A 24035-nucleotide genomic window follows, 5' to 3' on the forward strand; every position below is an offset into this window, starting at 1 on the left:
TATGGATAAGTGTACCAGAATAAGGCGTGGGCTTCAATCCATTTATGCACTGCACCCGCATGATCCCCCGTTACCACATCCATCGTCGGTCAGCGCAGCGCCATCTTTTGGTGCTTTTATCTGATCGCTAACGCTATAAGCGATATATTCACTCACTTCATCAAGCATTTTCTGTAAATTGCGTTCAGCCACTTTAAAGGCGGCAACTTTATCATTCATGTCCATTTCGCGTTTGGATGAACGAACCTTTTTCATAATGGCATTGTAATCCGGATGGTACCGCCCAAAACGTTGCACTTCTTCATATTGTTCTTTTATATCATTAAACGCATGGATTAGCTGTTGCGCTTCCTTATCTTCATCCATGGATTGACGAGCCCTTTCATAGGATTCCACGACATCCGACTGTAAAATCATATTACTGATCTGTTCGGAATAATCCAATGCTTCTGCATACTCCATTGTTCCTATCACTATTACACCTCCTATTTTTTATCTTATCATGGAATCGTTGTGAATAAAACCGGTATCCTGGCTCGTTAATCTTTCATCATATCGGCAAATTGAACCAACATTGCAGTCATTTGCATATGATGTTTGATTTTGTCCGCTTTCTGGGGCCATGTTTTTCCATAGAAGGATTTGGATACCTTTTCAAGTTCCGCCACCCTCGTCGGATCCCGTGTCAAGTACCGGTACCAAATAGGATTGAATCGAACGAAATGAGCCAATCTTGGATTTTGTTGCAAAAATTGCTGCACTGATGTTTGCATCATCTCACCTCAATCCCGGAATCCGCCAAATGGCCGGTTAGTGTTTCTAAAAGATGAACCGAATGGCTGCCGATGAGATTGATCCGATGGCTGAAATTGGTGCAACAGTTCCTGAACGGTTGAAATCGCACTATTAATGTTATCAACTTGCGATTGAAATTTGTCCATATCAATGTTTTCCGACATGTGTATGAGTCGATCCATTATTTCCCTTTTTCCATCTTTTGGCGTACTCGTTGACTCCTGTTTACCACGGTATTTGTCCCACATGGGATCATCTTCGCCAAGCAAGGCCCATTTCTCATACGTTTCTTGCCATCCCTTGCCACTCCGTCTGACTTTCTCAACCAATGTCGGGTGCCGCTGCAGGAAATCTTTAAAATCTTTTACACTTGGATGGAGGTTCTCACTCAAGTCCATTCACCTCTTTAGCAACTGATGTGTTGTTACTAATCAGCGTATGAACAAGGCGAGAAAACTGTGTTTGATACAGACATCGTGTATGAAACACGGCGAAAAACGTGTTTCGACACAGGTGTTTTCCATTATTGTTTTGTTACAAAGTTTTGCGTGTAATACAGCTTGTACACCCCTGCACCTAAATGAGTATATTCGTCTTTTAACAATGCCTCTCTGTGCCCTTCACTGTTCAACCATCCGTGCATCGCAGCCTGAGCATCGGGATACTGAGCAGCAATATTTTCTCCCGCCGATTTGTAAAAAACATCTTTTGTAGCCAATCGCTCTTTTAACCCATCACCATCCTTGTTGTAGTGGGAAAAATAATTATTATCAGCCATATCTTTGCTGTGACGATAGGCCACTTTTCCAACAGCTTCATCCCATTTTAATGGTTGCTTTTTGTGTTGATTCCGGATAACGTTCGTCATAAGAAATATTTGACGCTCCATTCCCTGATCGATTTGTTGTTGTTCGTCACTGGTATGCCTCGGCTTTTCCGGTAACTCCCCGCGATAATTGAGCTCATATGGTCGGCGAAGCAACAACACATCAGCCGTCAGTGCACGAACACCTACTAATTTATCGGTATACCTGTCAAAATACAACTGCATAAAAATATCGTCTGTAACTTTGACAAGAGGACGAGATGCAAGCTCATCATCACGGAGGTGAAACGAGTAAGTTGGGGAATCTTCGCTGTAATTCACCTCTTCGGAAAAAGAGAGCTCCTCCTTCACCGATGCATAGCTTTGTCCTATATGAATAGGGTCAAGCGACAATTGATCACCAGTCGCATAAACCGACGTTACGGTTTGATTGTCAAGGGCAAATTGAATATAATTTTTCTTGCCGTTCGTATACACCCACGATTCATACCCATAAGGGCTTAAATCTTTACGTACTGGTTTGCCGAATTCATCTTCCAGAGCATCCGTTTCCTTCCCGATCCATTGGAAAAGTTGTCCCTCATATGGTATTTCTGGACGAACATCGGGAGTGGATTTTGTTTTTAATGTGTTGTTTTTTTGTTTCATTGTCTGTTGCTGTGGCTGATTCATCCTATCTGACATCCATTCCGATTCAAGACCAATGTAATAAATGCCGGATATAACCAGTACTGCTAAAATGACTATTCGTATAAAACGCATATAGGCTTCCCCTTCTATTAAAACGTATTGGTTCCATGGTATGCTGTCGTTAATAGATACATGCTTTTTTTATTATTTTGACCATAGAGATTCAGGACAACGAATGGAATCAAAGAAAAATCCGAACAATGATTCAAAAGTCATCGGTGGAATTTCGAATCAGTTCGGATTTTATGGTGTAACAGCGTTTAAATCAATTCATGGGTCGTTTTTTGTGGTGATGATCGCTAAAAGTCATTATTTTTGTAAGACGTCATCCCTATATCATGTGATTAATGAACTTCCGGCCGTTCTGAAATATCTTCAAGAGCACTACCTGCCGCCTCATTCGACTTTTCCTCCAATGAGAGGTCGCCAAGCGAAACAATACCTGTTAACTTATCATTTTCAACAATCGGCAGACGGCGGATTTGCTTTTGAGCCATTGTATCTGCCGCCTCTTGGACGGATGTTTCCGATGACTCATAAAACAATTCGCCGCTCATTACGTCCTTGACAGCTGTTGTATCCGGCTTACGCTCAGCATACCCACGTAATACGAGATCCCGGTCCGTTATGACACCGAGCAATGTTTTGTCTTCCGAGCATACTGGTATGACCCCTGTATTTCGTTCTTTCATTTTCATGGCGGAATCGTAAAGCGTATCTTCTTTACGGCAAACAGCCACATCGGTGCTCATTACATCTTTTAACGATTTCATGATGTTAACCTCCTTAAGATAGTTCGATGCTTACATTCCTTATTTCTTCCCAAACATCGCATTATCTTTCATTAAATACGAATTCTTTTCCATTGAAACTTGGACTTTTTTCGATTATCATAACGTTGAAAGGATATATTTGTGAGGTGGATAAAATGAAACTGGAAAACACAGGAATTGACGACGCAATCATAAATGTGGAACCGTTGGACCGGCTAATGGGAAGACAGGCTTTTATCCGGGGAGGACAATGGGACTACGAACGGGTGACATACGATTATAAAATTGCTTCCAAGGAAAAGAACGTTACATATTATATCCGTATTCAGGGATACGCTGTTGAAGGAGACGTCGATCAAGGCGATGCGCTCATTCAACTGAAAACACCATTCCTTGGTAAACATTATTATCCGCACGGTGTTGAATATGGAGAAGATGAAAATTTTCCTGAAAATCTGGTTGACCGCGCCATTAATTTGGTAACGAAAATCAAAGAAGACGTTGATCAATACAAACAATAAGAGTATGTCCACTGCTCGTCACTTTTACGAGCAGTTTGTTTTTTCAAGACGAACGGGCATAAATGCACCCGGCCTGATTTGTCCCTTACCGATTACGGTTACCCATCGGTGCAATTATCACGTTAGTCATCTTAAGAATTGATCATGGACATCATTCCTGCAATGAAAGGGGACTTTTTTTAACATTGTTTCGTTCAATAACAAAACGCCAATGGTCTCTCATCTTTTTACTGCTTATCCTGATCCTGTTTATCCTGTTCATATTACCGGTATCCATTCCACTGGTTCTGGCATTGGTTACAGCCTTAATTCTCAACCCTGTGATCCGGTTTACGCAGCGAAAAATAAAACTAAGCCGAAAAACAGCAGTCATTATTGTTTTTCTGCTATTTTTGATTTTCCTGAGTTTGAGTGGGACGTTTATCGTGACGAATGCCGTAACCCAAGTCGTTACGTTTGTTGAAGATATCCCCTCCTATGTGACACAGCTTAACAGTGCTTATAAAGATTGGGAGTCCAGTTTTAAAAAATATACCGAAAACCTTCCAGATGAATTTTACCAACGGGTATCGAACACCATTGAATCACAGCTTACAAACATGAGTATGACATTAAAGGAAACAATCACCATTGAACGAATATCCCAGGTGGTTGCACAGGTTCCACAATACTTAATCAGCTTTCTGGTGTACTTGATTGCTCTATTTTTATTCATGCTCGAACTGCCGCTGCTTCAATCAAAACTGTACAGCATTATGACAAAAGAAACGACCGAAAAAGTGTCATTTATGAATCGAAGACTTTCCACTGTGATTCTTGGGTTTTTTAAAGCACAGTTTCTTGTCAGCATCATTATCTTTGTTGTCACCTTAATCGGGTTGCTTTTGATCATACCGGATGTGGCGATTATTATGTCGATTATCATCTGGTTGATTGATTTTATCCCAATAATCGGTTCCATTGCCATACTTGGACCATGGTCGGTATTTGCCCTCCTAGGCGGAAATATTTTTCTTGGGGTACAGCTTGCCGTTCTGGCTATTATTTTGCTGGCGATCCGGCGAACGGTTGAGCCGAAAGTCATGGGACAGCATATCGGCCTGTCACCGCTGGCCACATTGATTGCCATGTTTCTTGGGATTAAACTGCTTGGATTACTGGGATTCATACTCGGTCCCCTCTGTCTCATTGCATTCAATTCAGCAAAGGAAGCAGGCATTATCAAATGGAATACAAAAATTTAACGTGTGCAGACATCGTTGTCCGCACACGTTTTTTAACTGCCTAAAATAGCCTTGAGCATACTGGTGGTTTCACCGCCATCGTAAATGATGTACAAAAGAAGATAAACAGCCACACCCGTAATGGCGCTGCAAAACCAAATAATACTCGTAATCGGACCAATTTTTCGGTGTATTGATATTTTCCTTTTCAATGCCAGTGTAATCGTTACAACACCGAACACCGCTCCTGTCGTGGCCAGGAAGATATGAAAAATCAGGAATATGGTGTAATAGATCTTGATATCATCCGGGCCGCCAAAACTCGTATTACCTATGAAGGCTGTTCGGGACACATAAATAATAAAGAATAATAAAGCACTGACGGCTCCTGACAACATCGTCCGTTTATGTGCTTTTGGCTTGTTATTTACAATTAATATCCAACCAATCGCCACTAATACGGCGCTTGTAACAATAAAAAACGTACTTATCGTTGGTAAAAATGGCATACTGCTGCTAGTCATTCCTTTCCACAAACGAATAAAACACGACACCCAATAAAGGATGCCATATTTGATTCCGTTCATTTATTGTTCTTCATATGCATTCGCAGGAATTGGGTCCACACCGCGATTTTCTTTAGAAAACCATTCCGCAATAACGGACAAGAGAACCGCACCATACGTTATTTCCTGCATGAGTTTCATAACAATACCACCAAGTTGCTGATCTTCACGGATTGACATTGGTGAAAAGAATTCCGGGCCGGAAATAGAACCGGGAAGTCCTTGCAGTACACCGGTTGGAACGCATAAAGATAACGCCTGCATCCAAGCTCCGCCTTGAGTGTATGCAGCATAAACTGGATCACCAGCGAAAATAAGCAACACACATGCCGGTGTAATTAAAAGACTGTCAGCAAAAATATAGAATATTTTACCAAGTGGCGACATCCGGTCAAATTCTTTCAAAGGTGTAAGCATTGGCCACCAAACAATAAACGCTGCGAGTAACAGAATGATCGCAAAAGACGAATGAGCTATTTGTGATGATTTAGCGAAATCGAATATGACCGGTAAATGGTAAAACGAAAATAACGCATTAAATAACAACAATGGTATCAGCGGTTTTGAGAAAAACGATACGATCGGCTTGATCACTGGTCGATAAACAATGTTTTCCCACAGCCATGCTGGGATCCCTTTAATAATCAATATCGGAAAAATCAATAAATAAATCGCCATTTGTATCATATGAGCTGTCAGCGTAATATGGCTCAACAAATCGATGGGAGCCCCTTTAACAGCGTAGAGAAGAACCATACCAACATAGAAAAGGAACTGTTGTTTTCCGGATGGACGCGCGTATCCACGGCCGCCAATTTTATGACGGTAAGGCCCTGTCAGCAAATAATAAGTCAAGGCAAGTCCCAAAACAAACAGAAGATAATAAGGACTCCATAAAGCTCGAAATCCGAATATTTGTAACTCCAGCCACATACGACCACACTCCAAATATGGGTATTGTACATATTATTATAACGTATCTACCGCCAACATACACGTCAGTAATATGACAATTTATAGACAGTAACATGCAATCGGCGAACAACATTTGGCTATATTGCCATTTATGTGCGGAGTAAAAAAGACCGGGGTGAACGCCCGGTCTTTTCTCAAAGATTACCACCAAGTAATGACTCCCAGTGCAGCAAGTGTCAGGACCGCAGCCCACACACCTCCATAAAACATAACTGAAGCAAATTCATGCCCTTTGTCTTTTAGGTGCATAAAATAATACAACTGGAAAGCAACCTGTACAATAGCCAAAAGAAGTAAAAGTGGGACGACAAACATTTCGTCCATCATATCTGTTATCACAATGACGAAGGCGATAATCGTAAGCAGGATGCTCATAGCAAAAGAAATAAGCTGCTTTTGCATCTCTTCTTTTTTCTTTTGTTTCTGATACGGATTGGATTCGTTGGAATTGGTATTCTCTGCCATTGATTACCCCACCTTTCCCATCAAGTAAACAACAGTGAAAATAAACACCCAAATAACATCAATAAAATGCCAGTAAAGACTGAATGTGTAATATTTAGGTGCATTATATAAGTTTAAACGCCGTTTGGCATTCCGCACCATTAAGCCAATAAGCCATGCCAAACCAAATGTTACGTGACCACCGTGGAAACCGACCAGTGCATAGAAAGCAGAACCAAATGCAGACGAACGGAATGTAAAGCCATATTCAGTAATATAATGGGTGAACTCATAAATTTCACTGCCCAGAAATCCAATACCCAAAAGGGCTGTGATTCCAAACCATAGTTGCATCTTGTTAAAATCGTTGTTCCGCATATGATAGACCGCATAAACACTGGTTAGAGAACTTGTCAAAAGAAGCATCGTCATGATGAAGACAAGTTCCAGTCCAAATATTTCATTCCCCGTAGGACCGTCAGCCGTTGAGTGGCGCAGTGCAATGAATGTACCAAACAGACTGGCAAACAACACCGTTTCGCCACCAAGAAAGAACCAAAATCCGAGAAATTTATTCTTTCCTTCCAGGGTGGCTTTTTCCGGTTCATTCGGCATGATATCCGGATTCAATGACTGATCATGACTCATATTATTTAGCCTCCCCTTCTAGATCTTCTTTCGGTATATGGTGCCCATGATCATCTTTTAATGAACGGATCATCATGCAGACCAACGTAATTGCCATACCACCAAACAACAAACTATAAGCCCAATTATGATCCACTTGGTAAATAAAACCAAACCCTGCAATGAACAGACCAAGCGATATCATAAATGGCAGGAAGCTTGAATTCGGCATATGAATGTCACCCAGTGGTTCTGCAGGTGTCATTTTGCCTTTTCCTTCCGTTTTTTCAATCCATAATGGATCAAGACCACGTACAAGCGGTGTCTGTTTAAAGTTGTAATGCGGTGGTGGTGACGCAATGGTCCACTCAAGACTGCGCCCATCCCATGGGTCCGCTTCGGCTTTTTCTCCTTTAACAGCTGTATGCACAATGTTAATCAAGAATACAATAACGCCGAACGCCATGAAGAAGGCACCAACCGTACTTATTTGGTTTCCAAGATCAAGACCTTGATTCTCAAGGAAAACCCAATAACGACGCGGCATTCCCATTAAACCGAGGAAATGCTGGATAAAGAATGTCAAATGGAAACCAATGAAAAATGTCCAAAACGTTAATTTGCCCATGGCTTCATTCAGAATGCGTCCAAACATTTTCGGCCACCAGTGATGCAGACCTGCCATGATTCCAAACACCGTACCTCCAACAATGACATAGTGGAAGTGCGCAACAACAAAGTACGTATCATGATACTGATAGTCCGCAACCACAGATGCAACCATAACGCCGGTCATTCCACCAATGGTGAATGTAGGGATGAAGCCCAATGCCCACAGCATCGTTGAGTTTATGGAGATGCTTCCACCCCACATCGTCGCCAACCAGTTAAAGATTTTTATTCCAGTGGGCACGGCAATAGCCATGGTTGCAATCGCAAACAGCGAGTTGGCAACAGGACCAAGCCCTACGGTGAACATGTGGTGCGCCCAAACCATAAAACCTAGGAAAGCGATCAGAATCGTCGCAAATACCATGGCTGTATAACCAAACAAACGCTTTTTCGAAAATGTTGAAAACACATCGCTAAATATGCCGAAGACTGGCAATATTAGAATATAAACTTCCGGGTGACCGAATATCCAAAACAGATGTTGCCAAATAATGGCATTCCCGCCAAGGCTGACATCAAAAAATGCTGTACCGAACATCCGATCAAACATCAGAAGGAACAATCCGATGGTTAGCGCCGGAAATGCAAACAAAATCAGGACACTTGTTATAAATGTCGTCCACGAAAACAGTGGCATACGCATAAATGTCATACCGGGTGCACGCATGTTAATAATGGTGGCCAAAAAGTTAATGCCGCCAATTAAAGTTCCGGCACCCGCTATTTGCAATCCCATCACGTAAAAGTCTACCCCGTGTCCTGGTGAGGTTGTTGAAATTGGTACATAAGATGTCCATCCGGCATCAGGTGCACCGCCAAACAACCAACTCATATTCAGCATAATACCGCCGAATAAAAACAACCAGAATCCAAGCGAATTTAAGAATGGAAACGCAACGTCCCGCGCCCCGATCTGGAGTGGGACGACGGCATTCATCAGACCAAGCAATAGTGGCATAGCCGCAAGGAAAATCATCGTTGTCCCATGCATGGTAAAGAGTTCATTGTAAAAGCCGGCACTGACTAAATCATTTTCAGGTTTAATCAGCTGTATACGAATAATCATCGCTTCCAGACCGCCAAGCAAGAAGAAGAACCCTCCGCCAAACAAGTACAAGTGTGCAATTTTCTTATGGTCAACAGTTGTTAAATAGTCCCACAGAAAAGCACCGAAGCTCCTTTTTTGAGAAGCTGCCATACTCATACCAATAACCTCCCTTTCATTTTCTCAAATTGAAACCAACCATTTCCCATTAATCTTTAGCACTTTCAGGTGTTACATCGGATGGTTTTAATTGCAGCAAATACTCTGCAATTTTTCCTGCTTCACCTTTTGAAACTTCCGGATAATTACCGGTCATCTTGTTACCGGGTTTCATGGACTCAGGATCCATTATCCATTTAACAAGATTTTCTTTGTTCAATTCTTCCACGCCGGCCAGTTTAGTCCGATTGCCGAAGTCTGTCAGGTTTGGACCGACTTGAACCGGAGATGAGCCAACAGCGTGACATCCCATACAGTTATTCTCTTGAAAGAGGGACTTACCTTCCTGAGCAACCGTACTCTCCGGTTCGGCATCAGGGTTAACATTTTGCATATCTTCAACCCATTGGTCAAATTCCTCCTGGCTCACGGCAATCACTTTAAAGTCCATAAGCGAGTGGGACGGCCCGCAAAACTCAGCACATTTACCCCAGTAGACGCCCTCTTCGTCCGCTTCAATGTACATGGTATTCTCATTCTCAGGGTTCACGTCCATTTTCCCTGTAATGGTAGGGACCCAGAATGAATGAATCACGTCCGAGGACTTCATGTTCAAATATACTTTTTCACCAACCGGGATATACATGTCCTGGCTCGTCTGGATTTCTTTACCTTCATAATTAAAGTGCCACCAATACTGATTTCCGGTAACCTGAATATTCAATTTGTCGTTGGAACCGGATGTATCAGCTAAATCAAAGGTCGCCGTTACAGTTGGAACAGCAATAATCAACAATAGAATAATCGGAATAACGGTCCATACCGTTTCCAGTGTTTTGTTGCCTTCCACCTGTTTGGGGACAAAGTCCGGATGTTGTTTCTTCCTTCTGTACCTGATCAAAACGATGGTATAGACAAGCAATACAACAGCCAAAACAAAAAGCATTACAACGGTTGAAATAATGATCAAATCAAATGATTTTTCTGCTCCATAGCCTTTCGGATCAAGTGCGGTCAGGTTTTCCTTACCGCATGCCGAAAGGACCAGGGCTGTCAGACTCAATAGAAAAACTGCACGAATTTTCCCCATCCAACCTTTCATGTGTTCATACCTCTCTTTCTCCTTGTAACGTCCTTTTGCGTACTATGTGTCAGTTATTGGCTTAACCAAAGGGGAATTCAAACGTTACGCCAACCATCAATAAAAATAAGATCGTTAAATAATTCAGGGAATAGATAAAAATCATATTTGCCCATTTCAAATCATTTTTCATAACGAAGCCACTGAAACTCACTGCCAACCAACCAATGTTCAAAAGAGTCGCAATCACGATGAAAACAGGTCCCAATTCTCCCATAAGAAACGGTAAGGGCAAAAGGAATGCAACGTATATAGCAATCTGGCGTTTCGTCATGGCAAATCCGTGAACCGCCGGCAACATTGGCACACCGGCCGCTTTATATTCTTTTGTCTTTTTCATTGCCAATGCCAGAAAATGCGGTGTCTGCCAGATGAACATGATTAGAAAAAGCATATAAGCTATCGGATGAAGGCCGGGATCAACGGCTGCCCATCCAATCAGTGGCGGTACTGCTCCGGAAATACTGCCAATGGCGGTGTTCAGAGTATATCGACGTTTGGACCACACCGTGTAAAGAACGACGTAAGTGAACCAGCCCAAAAATGCAATCATTGCCGCTTCCAAAGTCGTTAACAATAAAAGGATGTGACCTAAAGCAGTTGATGAAACTCCTGCCATGAGAATACGGTTACGCGGTATACTGCCTGTCACAGATGGTCGGGTTTTTGTTCTCGACATCACCGGATCGATATCAGCATCATACCAGTTATTGATAATGCATCCACCGGCAATTACCAGTGCGCTTCCCGCCATTGTCAACAGGAAAACATCCCAATTGGCAGTGAACGAAGCACCTGTAAAATGAACGGCAAGCCAAAATCCCGCAAAGGTTGTTATCAAATTGGAATTTACAATACCTGTTTTGATTAATGCTTTCCATTCCTGGAGAAGTGATGGCCCCTTTTCTTTTGCAGCAGTTGAACCGTCGATCAGCGGTGATGCAGGTGACTCCACTTTATTCATTTCATTTATCCCCCCTTTAACCCCGATAAAAAACATCAAATGGATAGGTGCATTATTATCATACCTAAGTACCCCTATTATCCTTTGAATTACCGCAATTATACCATGGAATATTAATACAATCCATCGGTGGACGGCACGATTCAACATAATTCACGCGAAAAAGTATGACGAATTTGTGAAAAATGGACTGACATAAAACGAAAGGCCCTTTCAGGCCTTTGAACCAAATTTTTTTACATATGTACTTCTTCCCATAATGGCGGGTACGGAGGTTTGAAACCCACTGAATTTCCCCTATATTATTTCTAGCAAACAACAATCAACATTGCAAGAGGTTTTTTGTTTTTATAATGAAAACCCGCTTGAATCATGATAAGATGAGCGTGGTGATTCAAATAGTACTCTATACACTCAGTTGATGCAATCACGCCTATATCAGTAACACAGACATACATTATTATCCATGAAGTGAGGCAATCATATGATTAGAACCTTAAAATCACTCGCCGTCGTTTGCACCCTTGGCATGGTGTTTGTACTCATTGGAGGATCCCTTGTCACCAAAACCGGTTCAGGTATGGGATGTGGCGCTAGCTGGCCGCTTTGCAACGGGCAATTCCTTCCATCTGATATAACACCAAAACTTGTGATTGAGCTGAGTCACCGACTCATGTCCGGAATTATGGGAATTGCTGTTCTTACCCTCTCTGTTCTTTCCTGGATTAAAATAGGACATATACGCGAGGTGAGATTCCTTGCTTTTATGTCATCGTTTTTCCTATTGTTGCAGGCACTGATCGGAGCAGCTGCCGTGATATGGAACCAATCGGATTTGATCATGGCCACCCATTTCGGGATTTCACTCATTTCATTCACTGCCGTGTTTTTACTGACGCTTCTCATTTTTGAAATCGATCAGAAATTCGATGCCAAATCATTGACCATTAAGAAAAAACATCGTCGTGAGATATACGCCATAAGCATTTATACGTTGGCTGTTGTTTATACGGGCGCGCTTGTACGACACGTTAACGCTAGTATGGTATGCGGTGGCTGGCCTTTTTGCTATAATGGTTCTCCATTTTCGTTTAATATATACACCGTTGATCAGTGGGTGCAGATGGGGCACCGCCTTGCTGCTGGTATATTATTCATATGGACAATTGTATTATTTATCAAAATGATGACAAATTATCGAAAACATCGGGTCATGGCTTGGGGCTGGACGGCAACATTGCTGTTCATTGCTCTTCAGGTAGGTTTAGGGGCCATGATTATTTTCACGATGCTTAACCTTTGGATTGCTTTATTGCATGCATTTATCGTATCGTGCTATTTCGCCATGCTCAGCTACTTCTGCTTGCTGTCTTCCAGAAGTGCAAATCATGAAAAAGGGTAATGGCAATCCGCCATTACCCCTTTTTTTATTCAAATTCAAGCAACAGGTCATTGACTTCGATCGTATCCGTATCCTTCACGTAAATCCGTTTAATAACACCACTGAATGGCGCCTGTACTGTTGTTTCCATTTTCATTGCTTCATTAATAAGAAGGTGATCCCCTTTTTGGACCGATTCTCCTTCACCACAAATCACTTTTACAACGGTTCCAGGCATGGTGGCGCCAATGTGTTTTTCATTTGTCTGATCTACTTTTGGCCTGGTTTCAACGACGGACGTTACATTTTCATCCTTGACGACGACTTGTCTGGCTTGCCCGTTTAATTCAAAATAAATAACCCTCGTGCCATCCGAACGTGGCTCAGATATGGAAACCAATTTAACAAATAGCGTCTTCCCTTGTTCAATTTCCACCTCAATTTCTTCATCCAATTTCATGCCATAGAAGAACGTCAGCGTATCAAGGACCGAAATATCTCCATACGTGTCATAAAAACGGTTGTAATCCATAAACACTTTCGGATACAACGCATACGAGATCAAGTCAAAATCGGTAATCGGTCGGTTCAGTGTCTTGTACAGGGAATCGCGCATTCGTGTAAAATCAATAGGATCCAATAATTCGCCAGGACGATCCTCAACCGGATTCTTTCCTTTCAGGATAATGCGCTGTAACTCTTTCGGAAAACCCTGATACGGCTGACCGATATACCCTTGCATAAATTCAATAACTGATTCCGGAAAGTCCAACGATTCTCCGCGCTCATAAATATCATCTTCTGTTAGGTCATTCTGAACCATGAATAAGGCCATATCCCCTATCACTTTAGAAGACGGGGTCACTTTGACAATATCACCAAACATATCGTTGACACGCCGATACATTGTCTTCACATCATTCCAGCGTTCCTCCAGGCCAACCGCTCGTACCTGCTGCTGCAGATTGCTGTACTGCCCTCCCGGCATTTCATGATAGTAAACTTCGGAATGTGGTGCTTTCAGACCAGCTTCGAAATCCTGATAGTGATTGCGGACGCCCTCCCAGTAATGGGACAGCTCCTCATAATTATTTATATTAATCCCAGGCTGACGCTTCGTTCCTTCCAGCGCATAATACAATGTCTGCGCACTTGGCTGTGATGTCATCCCGGCCATTGGCGCATTAGCCACATCAACAGCATCCACGCCTGCATCGACAGCACGTGCATACATATGAATGCCATTGCCGCTTGTATCATGCGTATGCAAATGAACCGGCAAGTCAATGGTCTCTTTTAATTGAGAGATGAGCTGATACGCTGCTTCCGGCTTCAGAAGCCCCGCCATGTCTTTAATACCAAGTATATGGGCACCGGATTGCTCAAGTTCTTTAGCGAGATTTTTGTAGTAATCCAGATCGTATTTCTGACGTCCTGAATCCAAAATATCACCCGTGTAACACATAGCTGCTTCAGCAATTTTGTGATTGTCACGAACGGATTGAATGGCTGGACGCATCCCATCGACCCAGTTCAGACTGTCAAATATTCGGAATACGTCAATGCCGGCTGATGAACTTTTCTCAACAAAATCATTAATTAAGTTATCAGGATAGTTTTTATAGCCGACAGCATTGCCGGCACGCAGCAACATTTGCATCAAGACATTTGGCATTTTTTCGCGCAATGTTAATAGTCGTTGCCACGGATCTTCTTTCAGAAATCGGTAGCTGACGTCGAAGGTTGCACCTCCCCACATTTCAACCGAGAATAACTCAGGAAGCATTCTTGCCGTCGGTTCAGCAATTTGTTCCAAGTCTTTCGTCCGCACTCTAGTTGCAAGCAACGACTGATGGGCATCCCGAAATGTTGTATCTGTTAATTTGACGTTGTTCTGTTTTTTCAGCCATTCGGCCAAATAGTCCGGACCATGCTCATCAAGAATCTGCTTCGTGCCATCCGGAATGTTTTCCCTTTTGTTTATATACGGAATTTTCGGACGATTAAGATCCGGCTTTTCTCGTTTTGGAACACCCTCAAATCCATTAACGGTCGTATGCCCAATATAGGTCAGCATTTTGGTTCCGCGATCTTTCCGTTTTGGAAATACAAACAATTCCGGTGTTTGGTCAATAAACGTTGTCTTATATTCCCCTGAGAGAAAATGTTCATGAGATATAACATTTTCCAAAAACGGAATATTCGTTTTGATACCCCGTATTCGGAATTCCTTTAAATTTCGGACCATTTTTTGTGCAGCTTGTTCAAACGATAACGCCCATGTCGATACTTTCACAAGAAGCGAATCGTAGTGCGGCGAGATAACCGCTCCTTGAAATCCATCTCCTGCATCCAAACGGACACCGAAACCACCCCCGCTCCGATATGCCATAATCTTTCCGGTATCAGGCATAAAGTTATTCAAGGGATCCTCGGTTGTGACGCGGGATTGGATCGCATATCCAAGCGTTTTAATATTTTTCTGTTCCGGTATACCGACAGATGTGCTGTGAATATGTTTCTTTTCGGCAACCTTGATCTGTGTTTGAACGATATCAACACCGGTAATCATTTCAGTAATGGTATGTTCGACTTGAACACGCGGGTTTACTTCAATAAAGTAAAAACCATCATCTGTCACAAGAAACTCTACTGTGCCGGCGTTGATGTAGCCTACATTCTTCATGAGACGGACAGCTGCATCGCAAATGTCTTCCCTGAATTTCTCAGAGAATGATACGCTTGGTGCTGTTTCAACGACTTTCTGGTGCCGGCGCTGCACGGAACAATCACGTTCATACAAATGAATGATATTCTGATGAGCGTCTCCGATAATCTGCACTTCTATATGCTTTGGATTTTCAATCAGTTTTTCCAAATAAACTTCTTCGCTTCCGAAAGATGCCTGGGCTTCTGATCTGGCACGATCGAACGCTTCCGTTAAAGCTTGTTCACTCCTCACAATCCGCATGCCGCGGCCACCACCACCGAGTGAGGCTTTAATAATGATCGGGTAGCCATGTTCCTTTCCAAATGCTTCCGCTTCCTTCAGGGAGGAGACAGGACCGTCACTACCAGGAATAACCGGAAGTCCAGCATTAATTGCCTGTGTCCTCGCTTTCACCTTGTCACCAAACATATTCAGATGTTCACTCGTCGGGCCGATGAAAATGATCCCCTCTTCTTCACATCGCCTGGCAAAATCAATATTTTCCGAAAGAAAGCCATACCCTGGATGAATCGCATCAACGCCGACATTCTTAGCAAGGTCGATAATCCCTTCGATATCAAGATAAGCTTCAATCGGTTTTTTTCCTTCCCCTATAAGATAAGCTTCATCCGCTTTATACCGATGAAAGGAACTGATATCTTCTTTGGAATAAATAGCCACTGTCCGGATATCCAATTCGGTACAAGCACGAAACACCCGTATAGCAATTTCTCCACGATTGGCTACCAAAACCTTGTTGATCTCATTTACCTCACCCATGTTTTTCCTCCTTCAAATGTAAAATCACTTTTTTCCGAATCTTTTTGTTTATGGACAGGTACAGGGTCTTGATCGTTCTTTTTAACAGATTTAGCGATGTTGTTCAACATCCCCATGCTTGTCATCATAACCAGTAGTGAGGAACCGCCATAACTAACAAATGGCAGTGGAACACCTGTTATAGGCAGCATACCACTTATCGCTCCAAGGTTCACAAGAGCCTGAGTTCCTACCATGGCCGATATTCCAACAGCCAGGAGCGATCCAAAGCTGTCCGTACATTTTTTTGCAATGACCAAACCGCGCAGGACAATGGTGGCAAGCATGCCAACAACAATTACGACTCCTAAAAACCCGAGCTCCTCAGCTATAATAGCCATAATGAAATCGGTATGCGGCTCCAAAAGATAACCCAGTTTTTGAACACTCTGCCCCAGACCCTCACCAAAAAGATCTCCTGCACCAATCGCCAGATAAGACTGAATCAGGTGATAACCATCATCGCCCGGGTCTTCAAATGGTTGATAAGCTCCAGCAAATCTGCTTATTCGTTCGTCCGTTATTAAGCTTGGCACTGTAAGCAAAACAAGAAGTGATCCGACCAGAACAAGCAGCATGAGATGTTTGAATTGTATGCCTGAGCTAAAGATAATTGAACAAGCGATTAAGAATATGATCGCAGCCGTTCCGATATCCGGCTGCAATACAATAAGTCCGAGTATAATAGCAGTGAGTACCAATGGAGGAAGGACTCCGCGGTAAAATTCGTTAATATACGATTGTTTTTTGGAATAAATAGATGCCAAATAAATAATTAACCCAAGCTTGGCAATCTCGGCAGGTTGCAGGCTAATTGGTCCAAGAACAAACCATGACTGAGCATTGTTGAAAGTATTTCCAAAAATAAGCACACCGACTAACAGGAACACGATAATAAGTACAATGGGCTTAATCAGTTTCTGGTACATTTTATATGGGATTATGCTCGTAACAATGAATCCTCCGAGAGCTAAAACGAACCACTGCATTTGTTTAACGAGATAATAAGAACTCTCATGCTCTTCCACTACAGCCAAAACCATACTTGCACTGTAAATCATAACCATTCCGAACGCCGCAAGCAGTATAGGTGTGATAATGAGTGTAAAATCGTAGTCCTTTATTTTCTGTAACATGGTACATCTCCTTAGAATACGTATGATATAAATGAAATGAAATTCCAAAGAGCATAACATAACATTCGAATCGTATCTCAATGTTTAAACACATATGCTACACCTATATAGTAAAAAACCTTGCCACAATCCATACAGGCAAAGGTTCACAGCGCCGAAATATTTACACGGATTTCTGTGCTGTTTCATGTAAAATATTAAGTTGTCTTTCCAATCTGTCCAACAGTGCTTTGCCTTCATGTTCGTCGATTAAATTAAGGCGAACAGCAAAATCAATTTCCCGTGAAAGACCGAACATTTGAGTGTCCAACACCTCTTCATATAGAGGACATTGTGGTTTTGTCAAGTTTTCTATTTGCACTTCAATAAGTCCGTGTATTTTTTCAGCATCCGCCTTTAGAAGGGCATAAGCTTTTTCACGATGCGTTTCGGTCACATTTTGAATCAAATATATCCCTCCATTAAGTACAGTCCCTTATAGGTTATAATATCGTTTGTATTATGAAAATGCAAACAATATTTATTCCTTTGTATAAAAAAAACAACGACAGCCATCAGCTTTTTTGTATATTCCACCGTTGATCAACCACACTAATAAAACAGCCTGTTCCGGTTTTACATTAAAGGAGGATTAATCCCATGCCATTACGTACAGGAATGCTGTTTTTGTTTGGCGTTGCCGTTTTGTTGTCCGGATGCCAGCAAAACAATGACGAGGAATCGTTGCCGGAAGAAACGGGCAATAATCGCTATATTCAGGTGGAAGATTCTGATCAAACGGAACAATCTGATTTGTCAAGCCATGACATAGCTTCTCATCTGGCCGGGGTTGCCGGTGATATACCGAATGTCCACGATGCCACTTCCGTAGTAGCCGGACCATATGCTGTTGTCGGTATTGATGTGGACAAGGATTTGGATCGTTCGCGTGTCGGTTCCATTAAGTATACGGTGTTGGAAGCGTTGCAAAAAGACCCATATGGTAAAACAGCCGTTGTCGTTGCTGACGGTGATGTGGTAGAACGCATCCGATCAATGCATGATAAAATCAGACAGGGTTATCCTGTTCAAGGGGTCATTGACGAATTATCAGCGATAGTGGGAAGATACATGCCTGATTTTCCAATTAATGAAGATCGACCAAAAGAACGGGATCAGAATAAACATTCGATCCCAAAAGATGATAAAAAACAATTGGATGATATAGAGGAAGAACAATCCAATCATCAAAACGACGAATAACAAGGGTGCACAACCCCATATCATCCGGGTGTGCACCCTTATTTTAATCGTGCAAAGATTCGTCTTTTACCGTGTTATAGTATTCTACACCAAATTGCGATCCCTCTGAAACCATTTTTGCATTTTCCACCTGTGCTGCGTCATCATCGTCCACCTGACCCGGCATACCGGCATCCATTAGTGTCGACTCCATTTCTTCATCACGCTGTCGATTATGCCGATTCATCAACATATAATATGTCATACCTGCTCCAACCGCTCCGGCTACCGACGCAATATATCTCTTTTTCATGCAACCACCTCTTTAATTACTGCTTTTTATCCTTATTCCCCATTAGTTTCATTTAAAACGTATTCTTTTATACATAGTTAATTCATGTTATAGTATAAAATGCCCTGTATAGGCGATTATATCAACATTCTGCGTCCTGATCATCGGAGGTGACAAGATGAAAGTAACATGTGCCCTATGTGATACACTCCATGATTTACAAGATGATTCGTTACAGGCCAAACGACTCCGCAACCGCAGAATCAGCATGTATTTATGTGAAGAGTGTAATGGACGGATTTATAATAAAACGAAAAAACGCCATGAAACGGGCCAATTCCAGCTATACAATAGACACAGAAAAAAGAAAGACCTTATTTAAACCTCCCATGTTGGAGGTTTTTTAATTGGCAGGCTTTTCATTTCCTGGTTTCCGCTGTAAATGAAGACGATACCGGTAAATGCCCAGAATAAGACAAATAACAATGAGGCTGTCTGTTACCGGATAGCCAACAATGCTGAACAAATTTAATACAAGCATACCTACCGCAAGCATCACATACACTAGCACCGATTTGAGCACTGGAAGCTTCCGTGCAAACCCGAGTTTATACGCAACGGCTGCGAAAGCCAGATTCAATACGTAAAAAACCCAATAGACATTGACGCTGTCCTGATAGTTTACAACCAAGTCGAAAATGAAACTGAAATCTGAAACCATATAAATCCTCCATTTGGTATTGCAATCCATACTCTTTTCTATCATACTAAATCTTGCGCTCGCATGCCAGAAAAAATAGAGACGTTTTCTCTTAGTGGCCACTGCATCCAATCTTTTGATAAAAAATGGAGTGTTTTTATGAAAAAAATTGACATACCCATGTTGTTATTAGCGACACTCGTTATTTTTATGTTTGTTCTCGTTGGAGTCTCTATTGCTTACCGGAATATTTGGCTTATCTTATTGTTTCTGATCCTCGGATTTGTGTTCATGGGAGTCGGTCTCTCGATCAAACGAAAAAGAAAGTGACTTCATACGAAAAGTCACTTTCTTCCTTGTCGGGTGTAATCATGGATTATCGGTTTATGAATAGATGGATTGCACGTCAATACCGAGGTTCCACGAAGCAGTTCGATCGGATCACCGAAAGCCGTTGTTGTCAGACCACCCGCCTCATCCACAATGATGATGCCTGCTGCTATATCCCATGGGGAAAGTCTCATCGCCATATAACCATCGATAACGCCTTCTGCAACAAAAGCAAATTCAATAGCCGCTGAACCATATGTCCGTACTCCTCTTACCGTCCGGACCAGCTCTTGCATCTTCTTTTCATGAACAAACCGGTTGTTGCAAAGCCAAAAATGATTCATGCCTAAGATGGATTCATAAATGCTTTTGTCATGGGAAAGCCGGGACAGTCCGAATTCATTTTTAAATGCTCCTTCCCCTTTTTTGGCGCTGTATAAATTATCCCCTATGACATCATAAATTAGCCCAATTTCGCCAACCCCATTGTGATATACACCGATGGAAATGGCGAAATTCCGTTGTTGATGGACAAAATTCATCGTCCCATCAATGGGGTCAATAATCCATACTGTCCCATCAAATGTTCTCACATCATCGCCGTAACCTTCTTCACTCATAATCAAATGATTTGGATAGACATGTTTTATGTTGTTTATGAAATAGTATTCCGTATCCTTATCCATACTCGTTACAAGATCATTCGCATCCGATTTGGTATCGATGGTAAGCGGGTCATACAAACGCTTTCTGATTGATTCGCCCGCCTCAAGAATCCATCCTTTTGCCAGTGCAAACATAGCATTACGTTCCTGCTTATTCATTTGTATGCCTCCAGTTTCCGAATCTGTTGCCATCATATCAGAATAGCGGATAAGAATCATTTCCCATGGTGCTTATCGGAGGCAGGATGGCACCTGGTAATCAACCATAACTCCCAAATGATTCATACCCTTAGCGTAAGCGTATGTAACTTTGGGATCACATTCCTTATTATTCCATGGCTTCTAACAGACGTGCTCGTAACGCTTTTAATTTGTCTTTCGATTTCATTATTTGCACATGATCATTTGCCTGCATGGCATCGTATAAAGTCATCAGTTCATAATCAATTTCAATGCGGATAACGGGCAGTTTGCTTCTGTTGACGTCTCTTTTCAGTTCCTTCACAACATATTTCACGTCATCCACAACCTTTCAATAGCTTTAATTATATATATGCTGTTCAATGCCATTTTGTTCATCCTTTCCTCCGTTCATTGGCTTTTAAAACGTTTTGCGGGAGATAAACAACTTGACGAGCCGTTCAATTTCACAAATAATAAGAACTATAAATCTCTTAACGACGGGAAAGGAGTTGATAATGATGGCATTCACAGGGTTCCATCAAGATGATTTTAATGTTTTTGACATAGACGGGTTGGATGAACGGATGGAATCAATCAGGAATCGCATCCAGCCGAAATTCAAGGCTATCGGGGATGAACTTACTGAACCAGTGTCGCGCATGACGGGCCAAGAAATGCATGTGCATATTGCCAAACATGCCAGACGGACTAAAAATCCGCCAAATGACACGTGGATGGCCTTTAGTCATGACAAAAAAGGATACAAAAAACACCCGCATTTTCAAATCGGGCTGTTTGATGATCATTTGTTTATGTGGCTGGCCTATATTTATGAACTGCCTGGAAAAGAGCAGGTGGCCGAGTCGTTTCTAAATCACATAACCGATATACATCAATCCATACCGGGAGATTATGTCATATCGCTCGATCACACCAAAAAAGAGGCTGAACGTTTGGATGCCATTGATCTTGAAAAAGCGTTGACACGGCTTCAAAACGTAAAAAAAGCAGAATTTTTGATTGGCAGGCATTTTCAACCGGATGATTCTGTTTTGAAAGATCGAAATCGTTTTTTAAAAGAAGCACAGACCACATTCCAAACGTTAACGCCCCTTTTCAATATTTCCATGGAATCGACATAATAAAAGACCTTTCATCGCGAAAGGTCTTTTATTATGTCATACGTTTTTCACCTATGGTATGTCCAGGCATTCATACCAATCAATTGAAACGGCACCATACAACTCTCTTAGTTGCAACGGGCGCATGTTCCATAGAGTGTAGCCACTTTCTCATTATCAAAATGCTCAATCACTTCCTGACACTTCTGACAAACAATCGTCCCCATCTCTCCCAACTCCTTTTTACGTGTTTAGTTAGGTGTATTATAGTATGACACAATTTAATTTTCAACCGCTTATTTGTATATCATATTATTTATTTTATGTTTTGTTTCCACCCTCATTATTTTCTTTTTTCTTTACTGTGCGGACACATATGACGTATCGGATGATCACTACGTGGAACAATAACGTAAGTAAAATATATTTAAATGATGCATGTCAGCCTATCGGTTGAATTAAATGACAATTTATGACACAATTCCTTATTGTGCTGTCTTCCATTGCAATTTACATAGAGAGGAGCAGGTGATATGAAAAAAGTAACACGCGTCTTTTATATTTCAGCTATTGTTGCCATTATTTTCATTATTTGGGGAATTTTGCCCGGATCCAATATGGATAACGTAACCAATCAGATCCAGAGCTTCATTGTTGATAAATTCGGTTGGTTCTATTTAATGAGTGCAACGGGATTTGTTATCTTTTCCATCTATTTGATTTTTTCAAAATATGGTAAAATTAAATTAGGCAAACCGAACGATGAACCGGAATACTCGTATATTACTTGGTTTGCCATGCTTTTCAGTGCAGGTATGGGCATCGGCCTCGTATTCTGGGGCGCAGCTGAACCATTATCCCATTATCACACCCCCCCATTCGGAGAACCAACAACAAATGATGCTGCAAAAACAGCCATGCAGTACAGTTTTTTTCACTGGGGGCTGCACCCATGGGCGGTTTATGCCACGATTGCCATGGCACTGGCCTATTTCAAGTTTAGAAAGCAGGCCCCAGGCGTCGTCAGTGCTATTCTTGAACCGTTATTTGGTGATAAAGTTAAAGGGTCACTTGGAACAATCGTCGATTTTATTGTTGTTTTTGCCACTATATTTGGTGTAGCAACCTCGCTCGGACTTGGTGCAAAACAAATTTCCGGTGGGCTATCCTTTGTGTTTGATTTCGAAGATACGATTATGCTTCAATTGATCATCATCGCCATTGTAACCGTTTTTTACATGACATCGGCCATGACAGGATTGAATAAAGGGATTAAATATTTAAGCAACACAAACATTGTTTTAGCCCTGTTACTGATGATTTTCGTCCTGTTTGCCGGGCCTACGAATTTCATCATGGACTTTTTTACAACAACGTTTGGAAGCTACATTCAAAACCTTCCCAACATGAGTTTCCGATTGACACCTTTCGATACAGATAATACATGGATCAACGACTGGACGCTTTTTTACTGGTCATGGTGGATTGCTTGGTCACCATTTGTAGGAACATTTATTGCTCGTGTATCCAGAGGTCGGACGATTCGTGAGTTCGTTCTTGGTGTTCTACTCGTTCCCACCATTTTTGGAGGGTTATGGTTCTCTGTTTTTGGAGGAACCGCCATTAATTTGGAACACTTTGGTGGCATCAACTTGATCCAGTATATTAACGACTTCGGTGAGGAAATCGCATTGTTTGCTCTGTTTGAACATATACCGATGGGCTTTATAATATCTATATTGGCCATTCTTCTGATCAGTACATTTTTTATCACGTCTGCCGACTCGGCGACATTTGTTCTGGGTATGCAAACAACGGGCGGAAGCTTATACCCATCGAACAGTGTTAAATTCGTTTGGGGTATTATTCAGTCAGGCGCCGCGGCCGTTTTACTTTGGCAAGGTGGTCTGCAGGCGTTGCAAACTGCGTCTATTATTGCCGCACTTCCGTTCGCGATTATTTTGATACTAGTCGTCTTTTCACTATTGAAAGCCTTTAAAGAGGAAAGACATGACATGGAACAAAAACGCAAACACCGCGTATAAGATGCTCATAT

Annotated in this window: 28 protein-coding genes; 8 read left to right on the forward strand and 20 right to left on the reverse strand. The window is 41.9% G+C overall.

Annotation, left to right across the window (positions count from 1 at the left end; all coding sequences use genetic code 11):
- Window positions 1-42 precede the first annotated feature (42 nt).
- From ABDZ72_RS12490 to ABDZ72_RS12510, 5 genes are all read right to left on the reverse strand, one after another.
- Window positions 43-474 (reverse strand): YlbF/YmcA family competence regulator, encoded by a 432-nt coding sequence (locus ABDZ72_RS12490; RefSeq protein ID WP_343753582.1) that lies wholly within the window; start codon window positions 472-474, stop codon window positions 43-45.
- A gap of 65 nt (window positions 475-539) precedes the next feature.
- Complete coding sequence (locus ABDZ72_RS12495; RefSeq protein ID WP_343753584.1) at window positions 540-776, reverse strand: YlbE-like family protein; 237 nt, start codon at window positions 774-776, stop codon at window positions 540-542.
- Between the two features lie 6 nt (window positions 777-782).
- Window positions 783-1187, reverse strand: coding sequence for a YlbD family protein (gene ylbD / locus ABDZ72_RS12500; RefSeq protein WP_343753586.1), 405 nt, complete (start codon window positions 1185-1187; stop codon window positions 783-785).
- 131 nt (window positions 1188-1318) lie between these two features.
- Window positions 1319-2383 carry a CAP domain-containing protein gene (locus tag ABDZ72_RS12505; protein WP_343753588.1) on the reverse strand — a complete coding sequence of 355 codons (1065 nt, stop codon included), beginning with the start codon at window positions 2381-2383 and terminating at the stop codon, window positions 1319-1321.
- 272 nt (window positions 2384-2655) lie between these two features.
- Window positions 2656-3084 (reverse strand): CBS domain-containing protein, encoded by a 429-nt coding sequence (locus ABDZ72_RS12510; RefSeq protein WP_343753590.1) that lies wholly within the window; start codon window positions 3082-3084, stop codon window positions 2656-2658.
- Window positions 3085-3239: 155 nt separating this feature from the next.
- Here ABDZ72_RS12510 and ABDZ72_RS12515 point away from each other — a divergent pair, with 155 nt between their 5' ends.
- Both ABDZ72_RS12515 and ytvI read left to right on the forward strand, forming a co-directional pair.
- Window positions 3240-3605: a YugN family protein gene (locus ABDZ72_RS12515; RefSeq protein WP_343753592.1), complete on the forward strand. Its 366-nt coding sequence runs from the start codon at window positions 3240-3242 to the stop codon at window positions 3603-3605.
- A gap of 185 nt (window positions 3606-3790) precedes the next feature.
- Entirely contained in the window at window positions 3791-4849 is a 1059-nt protein-coding gene (gene ytvI / locus ABDZ72_RS12520; protein WP_343753594.1) for a sporulation integral membrane protein YtvI, read from the forward strand.
- A gap of 32 nt (window positions 4850-4881) precedes the next feature.
- Here the strand turns inward: ytvI and ABDZ72_RS12525 are convergent, their stop codons facing one another.
- The 7 genes from ABDZ72_RS12525 to cyoE form a co-directional block, all read right to left on the reverse strand.
- On the reverse strand, window positions 4882-5337 hold the full coding sequence (locus ABDZ72_RS12525) for a DUF420 domain-containing protein (protein ID WP_343753760.1): 456 nt from the start codon (window positions 5335-5337) through the stop codon (window positions 4882-4884).
- A 78-nt stretch (window positions 5338-5415) separates the two neighbouring features.
- The gene (gene ctaG / locus ABDZ72_RS12530; protein ID WP_343753596.1) at window positions 5416-6327 is read right to left on the reverse strand and encodes a cytochrome c oxidase assembly factor CtaG; all 912 of its coding nucleotides are present in this window, start codon (window positions 6325-6327) and stop codon (window positions 5416-5418) included.
- Window positions 6328-6510: 183 nt separating this feature from the next.
- Window positions 6511-6834 (reverse strand): cytochrome c oxidase subunit IVB, encoded by a 324-nt coding sequence (gene ctaF, locus ABDZ72_RS12535; protein ID WP_343753598.1) that lies wholly within the window; start codon window positions 6832-6834, stop codon window positions 6511-6513.
- Between the two features lie 3 nt (window positions 6835-6837).
- Window positions 6838-7461 carry a cytochrome (ubi)quinol oxidase subunit III gene (locus ABDZ72_RS12540; RefSeq protein ID WP_343753600.1) on the reverse strand — a complete coding sequence of 208 codons (624 nt, stop codon included), beginning with the start codon at window positions 7459-7461 and terminating at the stop codon, window positions 6838-6840.
- 1 nt (window position 7462) lies between these two features.
- A complete protein-coding gene (gene ctaD / locus ABDZ72_RS12545; RefSeq protein ID WP_343753602.1) occupies window positions 7463-9316 on the reverse strand; it encodes a cytochrome c oxidase subunit I in 1854 nt (617 codons plus the stop codon).
- Window positions 9317-9365: 49 nt separating this feature from the next.
- Window positions 9366-10418: a cytochrome c oxidase subunit II gene (gene coxB, locus ABDZ72_RS12550; RefSeq protein WP_343753604.1), complete on the reverse strand. Its 1053-nt coding sequence runs from the start codon at window positions 10416-10418 to the stop codon at window positions 9366-9368.
- Window positions 10419-10479: 61 nt separating this feature from the next.
- Entirely contained in the window at window positions 10480-11421 is a 942-nt protein-coding gene (gene cyoE, locus ABDZ72_RS12555; RefSeq protein ID WP_343753606.1) for a heme o synthase, read from the reverse strand.
- A 484-nt stretch (window positions 11422-11905) separates the two neighbouring features.
- Here cyoE and ABDZ72_RS12560 point away from each other — a divergent pair, with 484 nt between their 5' ends.
- On the forward strand, window positions 11906-12823 hold the full coding sequence (locus ABDZ72_RS12560; RefSeq protein ID WP_343753608.1) for a COX15/CtaA family protein: 918 nt from the start codon (window positions 11906-11908) through the stop codon (window positions 12821-12823).
- A gap of 25 nt (window positions 12824-12848) precedes the next feature.
- On the opposite strand, the gene pyc is transcribed toward ABDZ72_RS12560, so the two are convergent.
- From pyc to ABDZ72_RS12575, 3 genes are all read right to left on the reverse strand, one after another.
- The gene (gene pyc, locus ABDZ72_RS12565) at window positions 12849-16292 is read right to left on the reverse strand and encodes a pyruvate carboxylase (protein WP_343753610.1); all 3444 of its coding nucleotides are present in this window, start codon (window positions 16290-16292) and stop codon (window positions 12849-12851) included.
- Window positions 16280-17467 (reverse strand): putative lipid II flippase FtsW, encoded by a 1188-nt coding sequence (gene ftsW, locus ABDZ72_RS12570; RefSeq protein WP_343753613.1) that lies wholly within the window; start codon window positions 17465-17467, stop codon window positions 16280-16282. Before ftsW ends, pyc begins: the two co-directional genes overlap by 13 nt.
- A gap of 163 nt (window positions 17468-17630) precedes the next feature.
- The gene (locus ABDZ72_RS12575; RefSeq protein ID WP_343753615.1) at window positions 17631-17915 is read right to left on the reverse strand and encodes an Fpa/YlaN family protein; all 285 of its coding nucleotides are present in this window, start codon (window positions 17913-17915) and stop codon (window positions 17631-17633) included.
- Between the two features lie 191 nt (window positions 17916-18106).
- On the opposite strand from ABDZ72_RS12575, the gene ABDZ72_RS12580 reads away from it, so the two are divergent.
- On the forward strand, window positions 18107-18709 hold the full coding sequence (locus tag ABDZ72_RS12580) for a YhcN/YlaJ family sporulation lipoprotein (RefSeq protein ID WP_343753618.1): 603 nt from the start codon (window positions 18107-18109) through the stop codon (window positions 18707-18709).
- Window positions 18710-18752: 43 nt separating this feature from the next.
- Here ABDZ72_RS12580 and ABDZ72_RS12585 read toward each other — a convergent pair whose 3' ends face one another.
- Window positions 18753-19001 carry a hypothetical protein gene (locus tag ABDZ72_RS12585; protein ID WP_343753621.1) on the reverse strand — a complete coding sequence of 83 codons (249 nt, stop codon included), beginning with the start codon at window positions 18999-19001 and terminating at the stop codon, window positions 18753-18755.
- 157 nt (window positions 19002-19158) lie between these two features.
- Between ABDZ72_RS12585 and ABDZ72_RS12590 the strand changes: the two genes are divergently transcribed.
- Window positions 19159-19362, forward strand: a complete 204-nt coding sequence (locus ABDZ72_RS12590; RefSeq protein WP_343753623.1) for a YlaI family protein — start codon at window positions 19159-19161, stop codon at window positions 19360-19362.
- Window positions 19363-19383: 21 nt separating this feature from the next.
- On the opposite strand, the gene ABDZ72_RS12595 is transcribed toward ABDZ72_RS12590, so the two are convergent.
- On the reverse strand, window positions 19384-19701 hold the full coding sequence (locus ABDZ72_RS12595; protein WP_343753625.1) for a YlaH-like family protein: 318 nt from the start codon (window positions 19699-19701) through the stop codon (window positions 19384-19386).
- Between the two features lie 138 nt (window positions 19702-19839).
- Here ABDZ72_RS12595 and ABDZ72_RS12600 point away from each other — a divergent pair, with 138 nt between their 5' ends.
- Window positions 19840-20010 carry a DUF5325 family protein gene (locus ABDZ72_RS12600; RefSeq protein ID WP_343753627.1) on the forward strand — a complete coding sequence of 57 codons (171 nt, stop codon included), beginning with the start codon at window positions 19840-19842 and terminating at the stop codon, window positions 20008-20010.
- 14 nt (window positions 20011-20024) lie between these two features.
- Here ABDZ72_RS12600 and ABDZ72_RS12605 read toward each other — a convergent pair whose 3' ends face one another.
- Window positions 20025-20834 carry an inositol monophosphatase family protein gene (locus ABDZ72_RS12605; protein WP_343753630.1) on the reverse strand — a complete coding sequence of 270 codons (810 nt, stop codon included), beginning with the start codon at window positions 20832-20834 and terminating at the stop codon, window positions 20025-20027.
- A gap of 169 nt (window positions 20835-21003) precedes the next feature.
- A complete protein-coding gene (locus ABDZ72_RS12610) occupies window positions 21004-21192 on the reverse strand; it encodes a hypothetical protein (RefSeq protein WP_343753632.1) in 189 nt (62 codons plus the stop codon).
- A 181-nt stretch (window positions 21193-21373) separates the two neighbouring features.
- On the opposite strand from ABDZ72_RS12610, the gene ABDZ72_RS12615 reads away from it, so the two are divergent.
- Window positions 21374-22000 carry a YktB family protein gene (locus tag ABDZ72_RS12615; RefSeq protein ID WP_343753634.1) on the forward strand — a complete coding sequence of 209 codons (627 nt, stop codon included), beginning with the start codon at window positions 21374-21376 and terminating at the stop codon, window positions 21998-22000.
- Window positions 22001-22107: 107 nt separating this feature from the next.
- Here the strand turns inward: ABDZ72_RS12615 and ABDZ72_RS12620 are convergent, their stop codons facing one another.
- Window positions 22108-22206 carry a GapA-binding peptide SR1P gene (locus tag ABDZ72_RS12620; protein WP_343753636.1) on the reverse strand — a complete coding sequence of 33 codons (99 nt, stop codon included), beginning with the start codon at window positions 22204-22206 and terminating at the stop codon, window positions 22108-22110.
- Between the two features lie 306 nt (window positions 22207-22512).
- On the opposite strand from ABDZ72_RS12620, the gene ABDZ72_RS12625 reads away from it, so the two are divergent.
- The gene (locus tag ABDZ72_RS12625; RefSeq protein ID WP_343753638.1) at window positions 22513-24024 is read left to right on the forward strand and encodes a glycine betaine uptake BCCT transporter; all 1512 of its coding nucleotides are present in this window, start codon (window positions 22513-22515) and stop codon (window positions 24022-24024) included.
- Window positions 24025-24035 lie beyond the last annotated feature (11 nt).

This window comes from Lentibacillus halophilus (genome assembly GCF_039522485.1).
Taxonomy (GTDB): Bacteria; Bacillota; Bacilli; order Bacillales; family Amphibacillaceae; genus Lentibacillus; species Lentibacillus halophilus.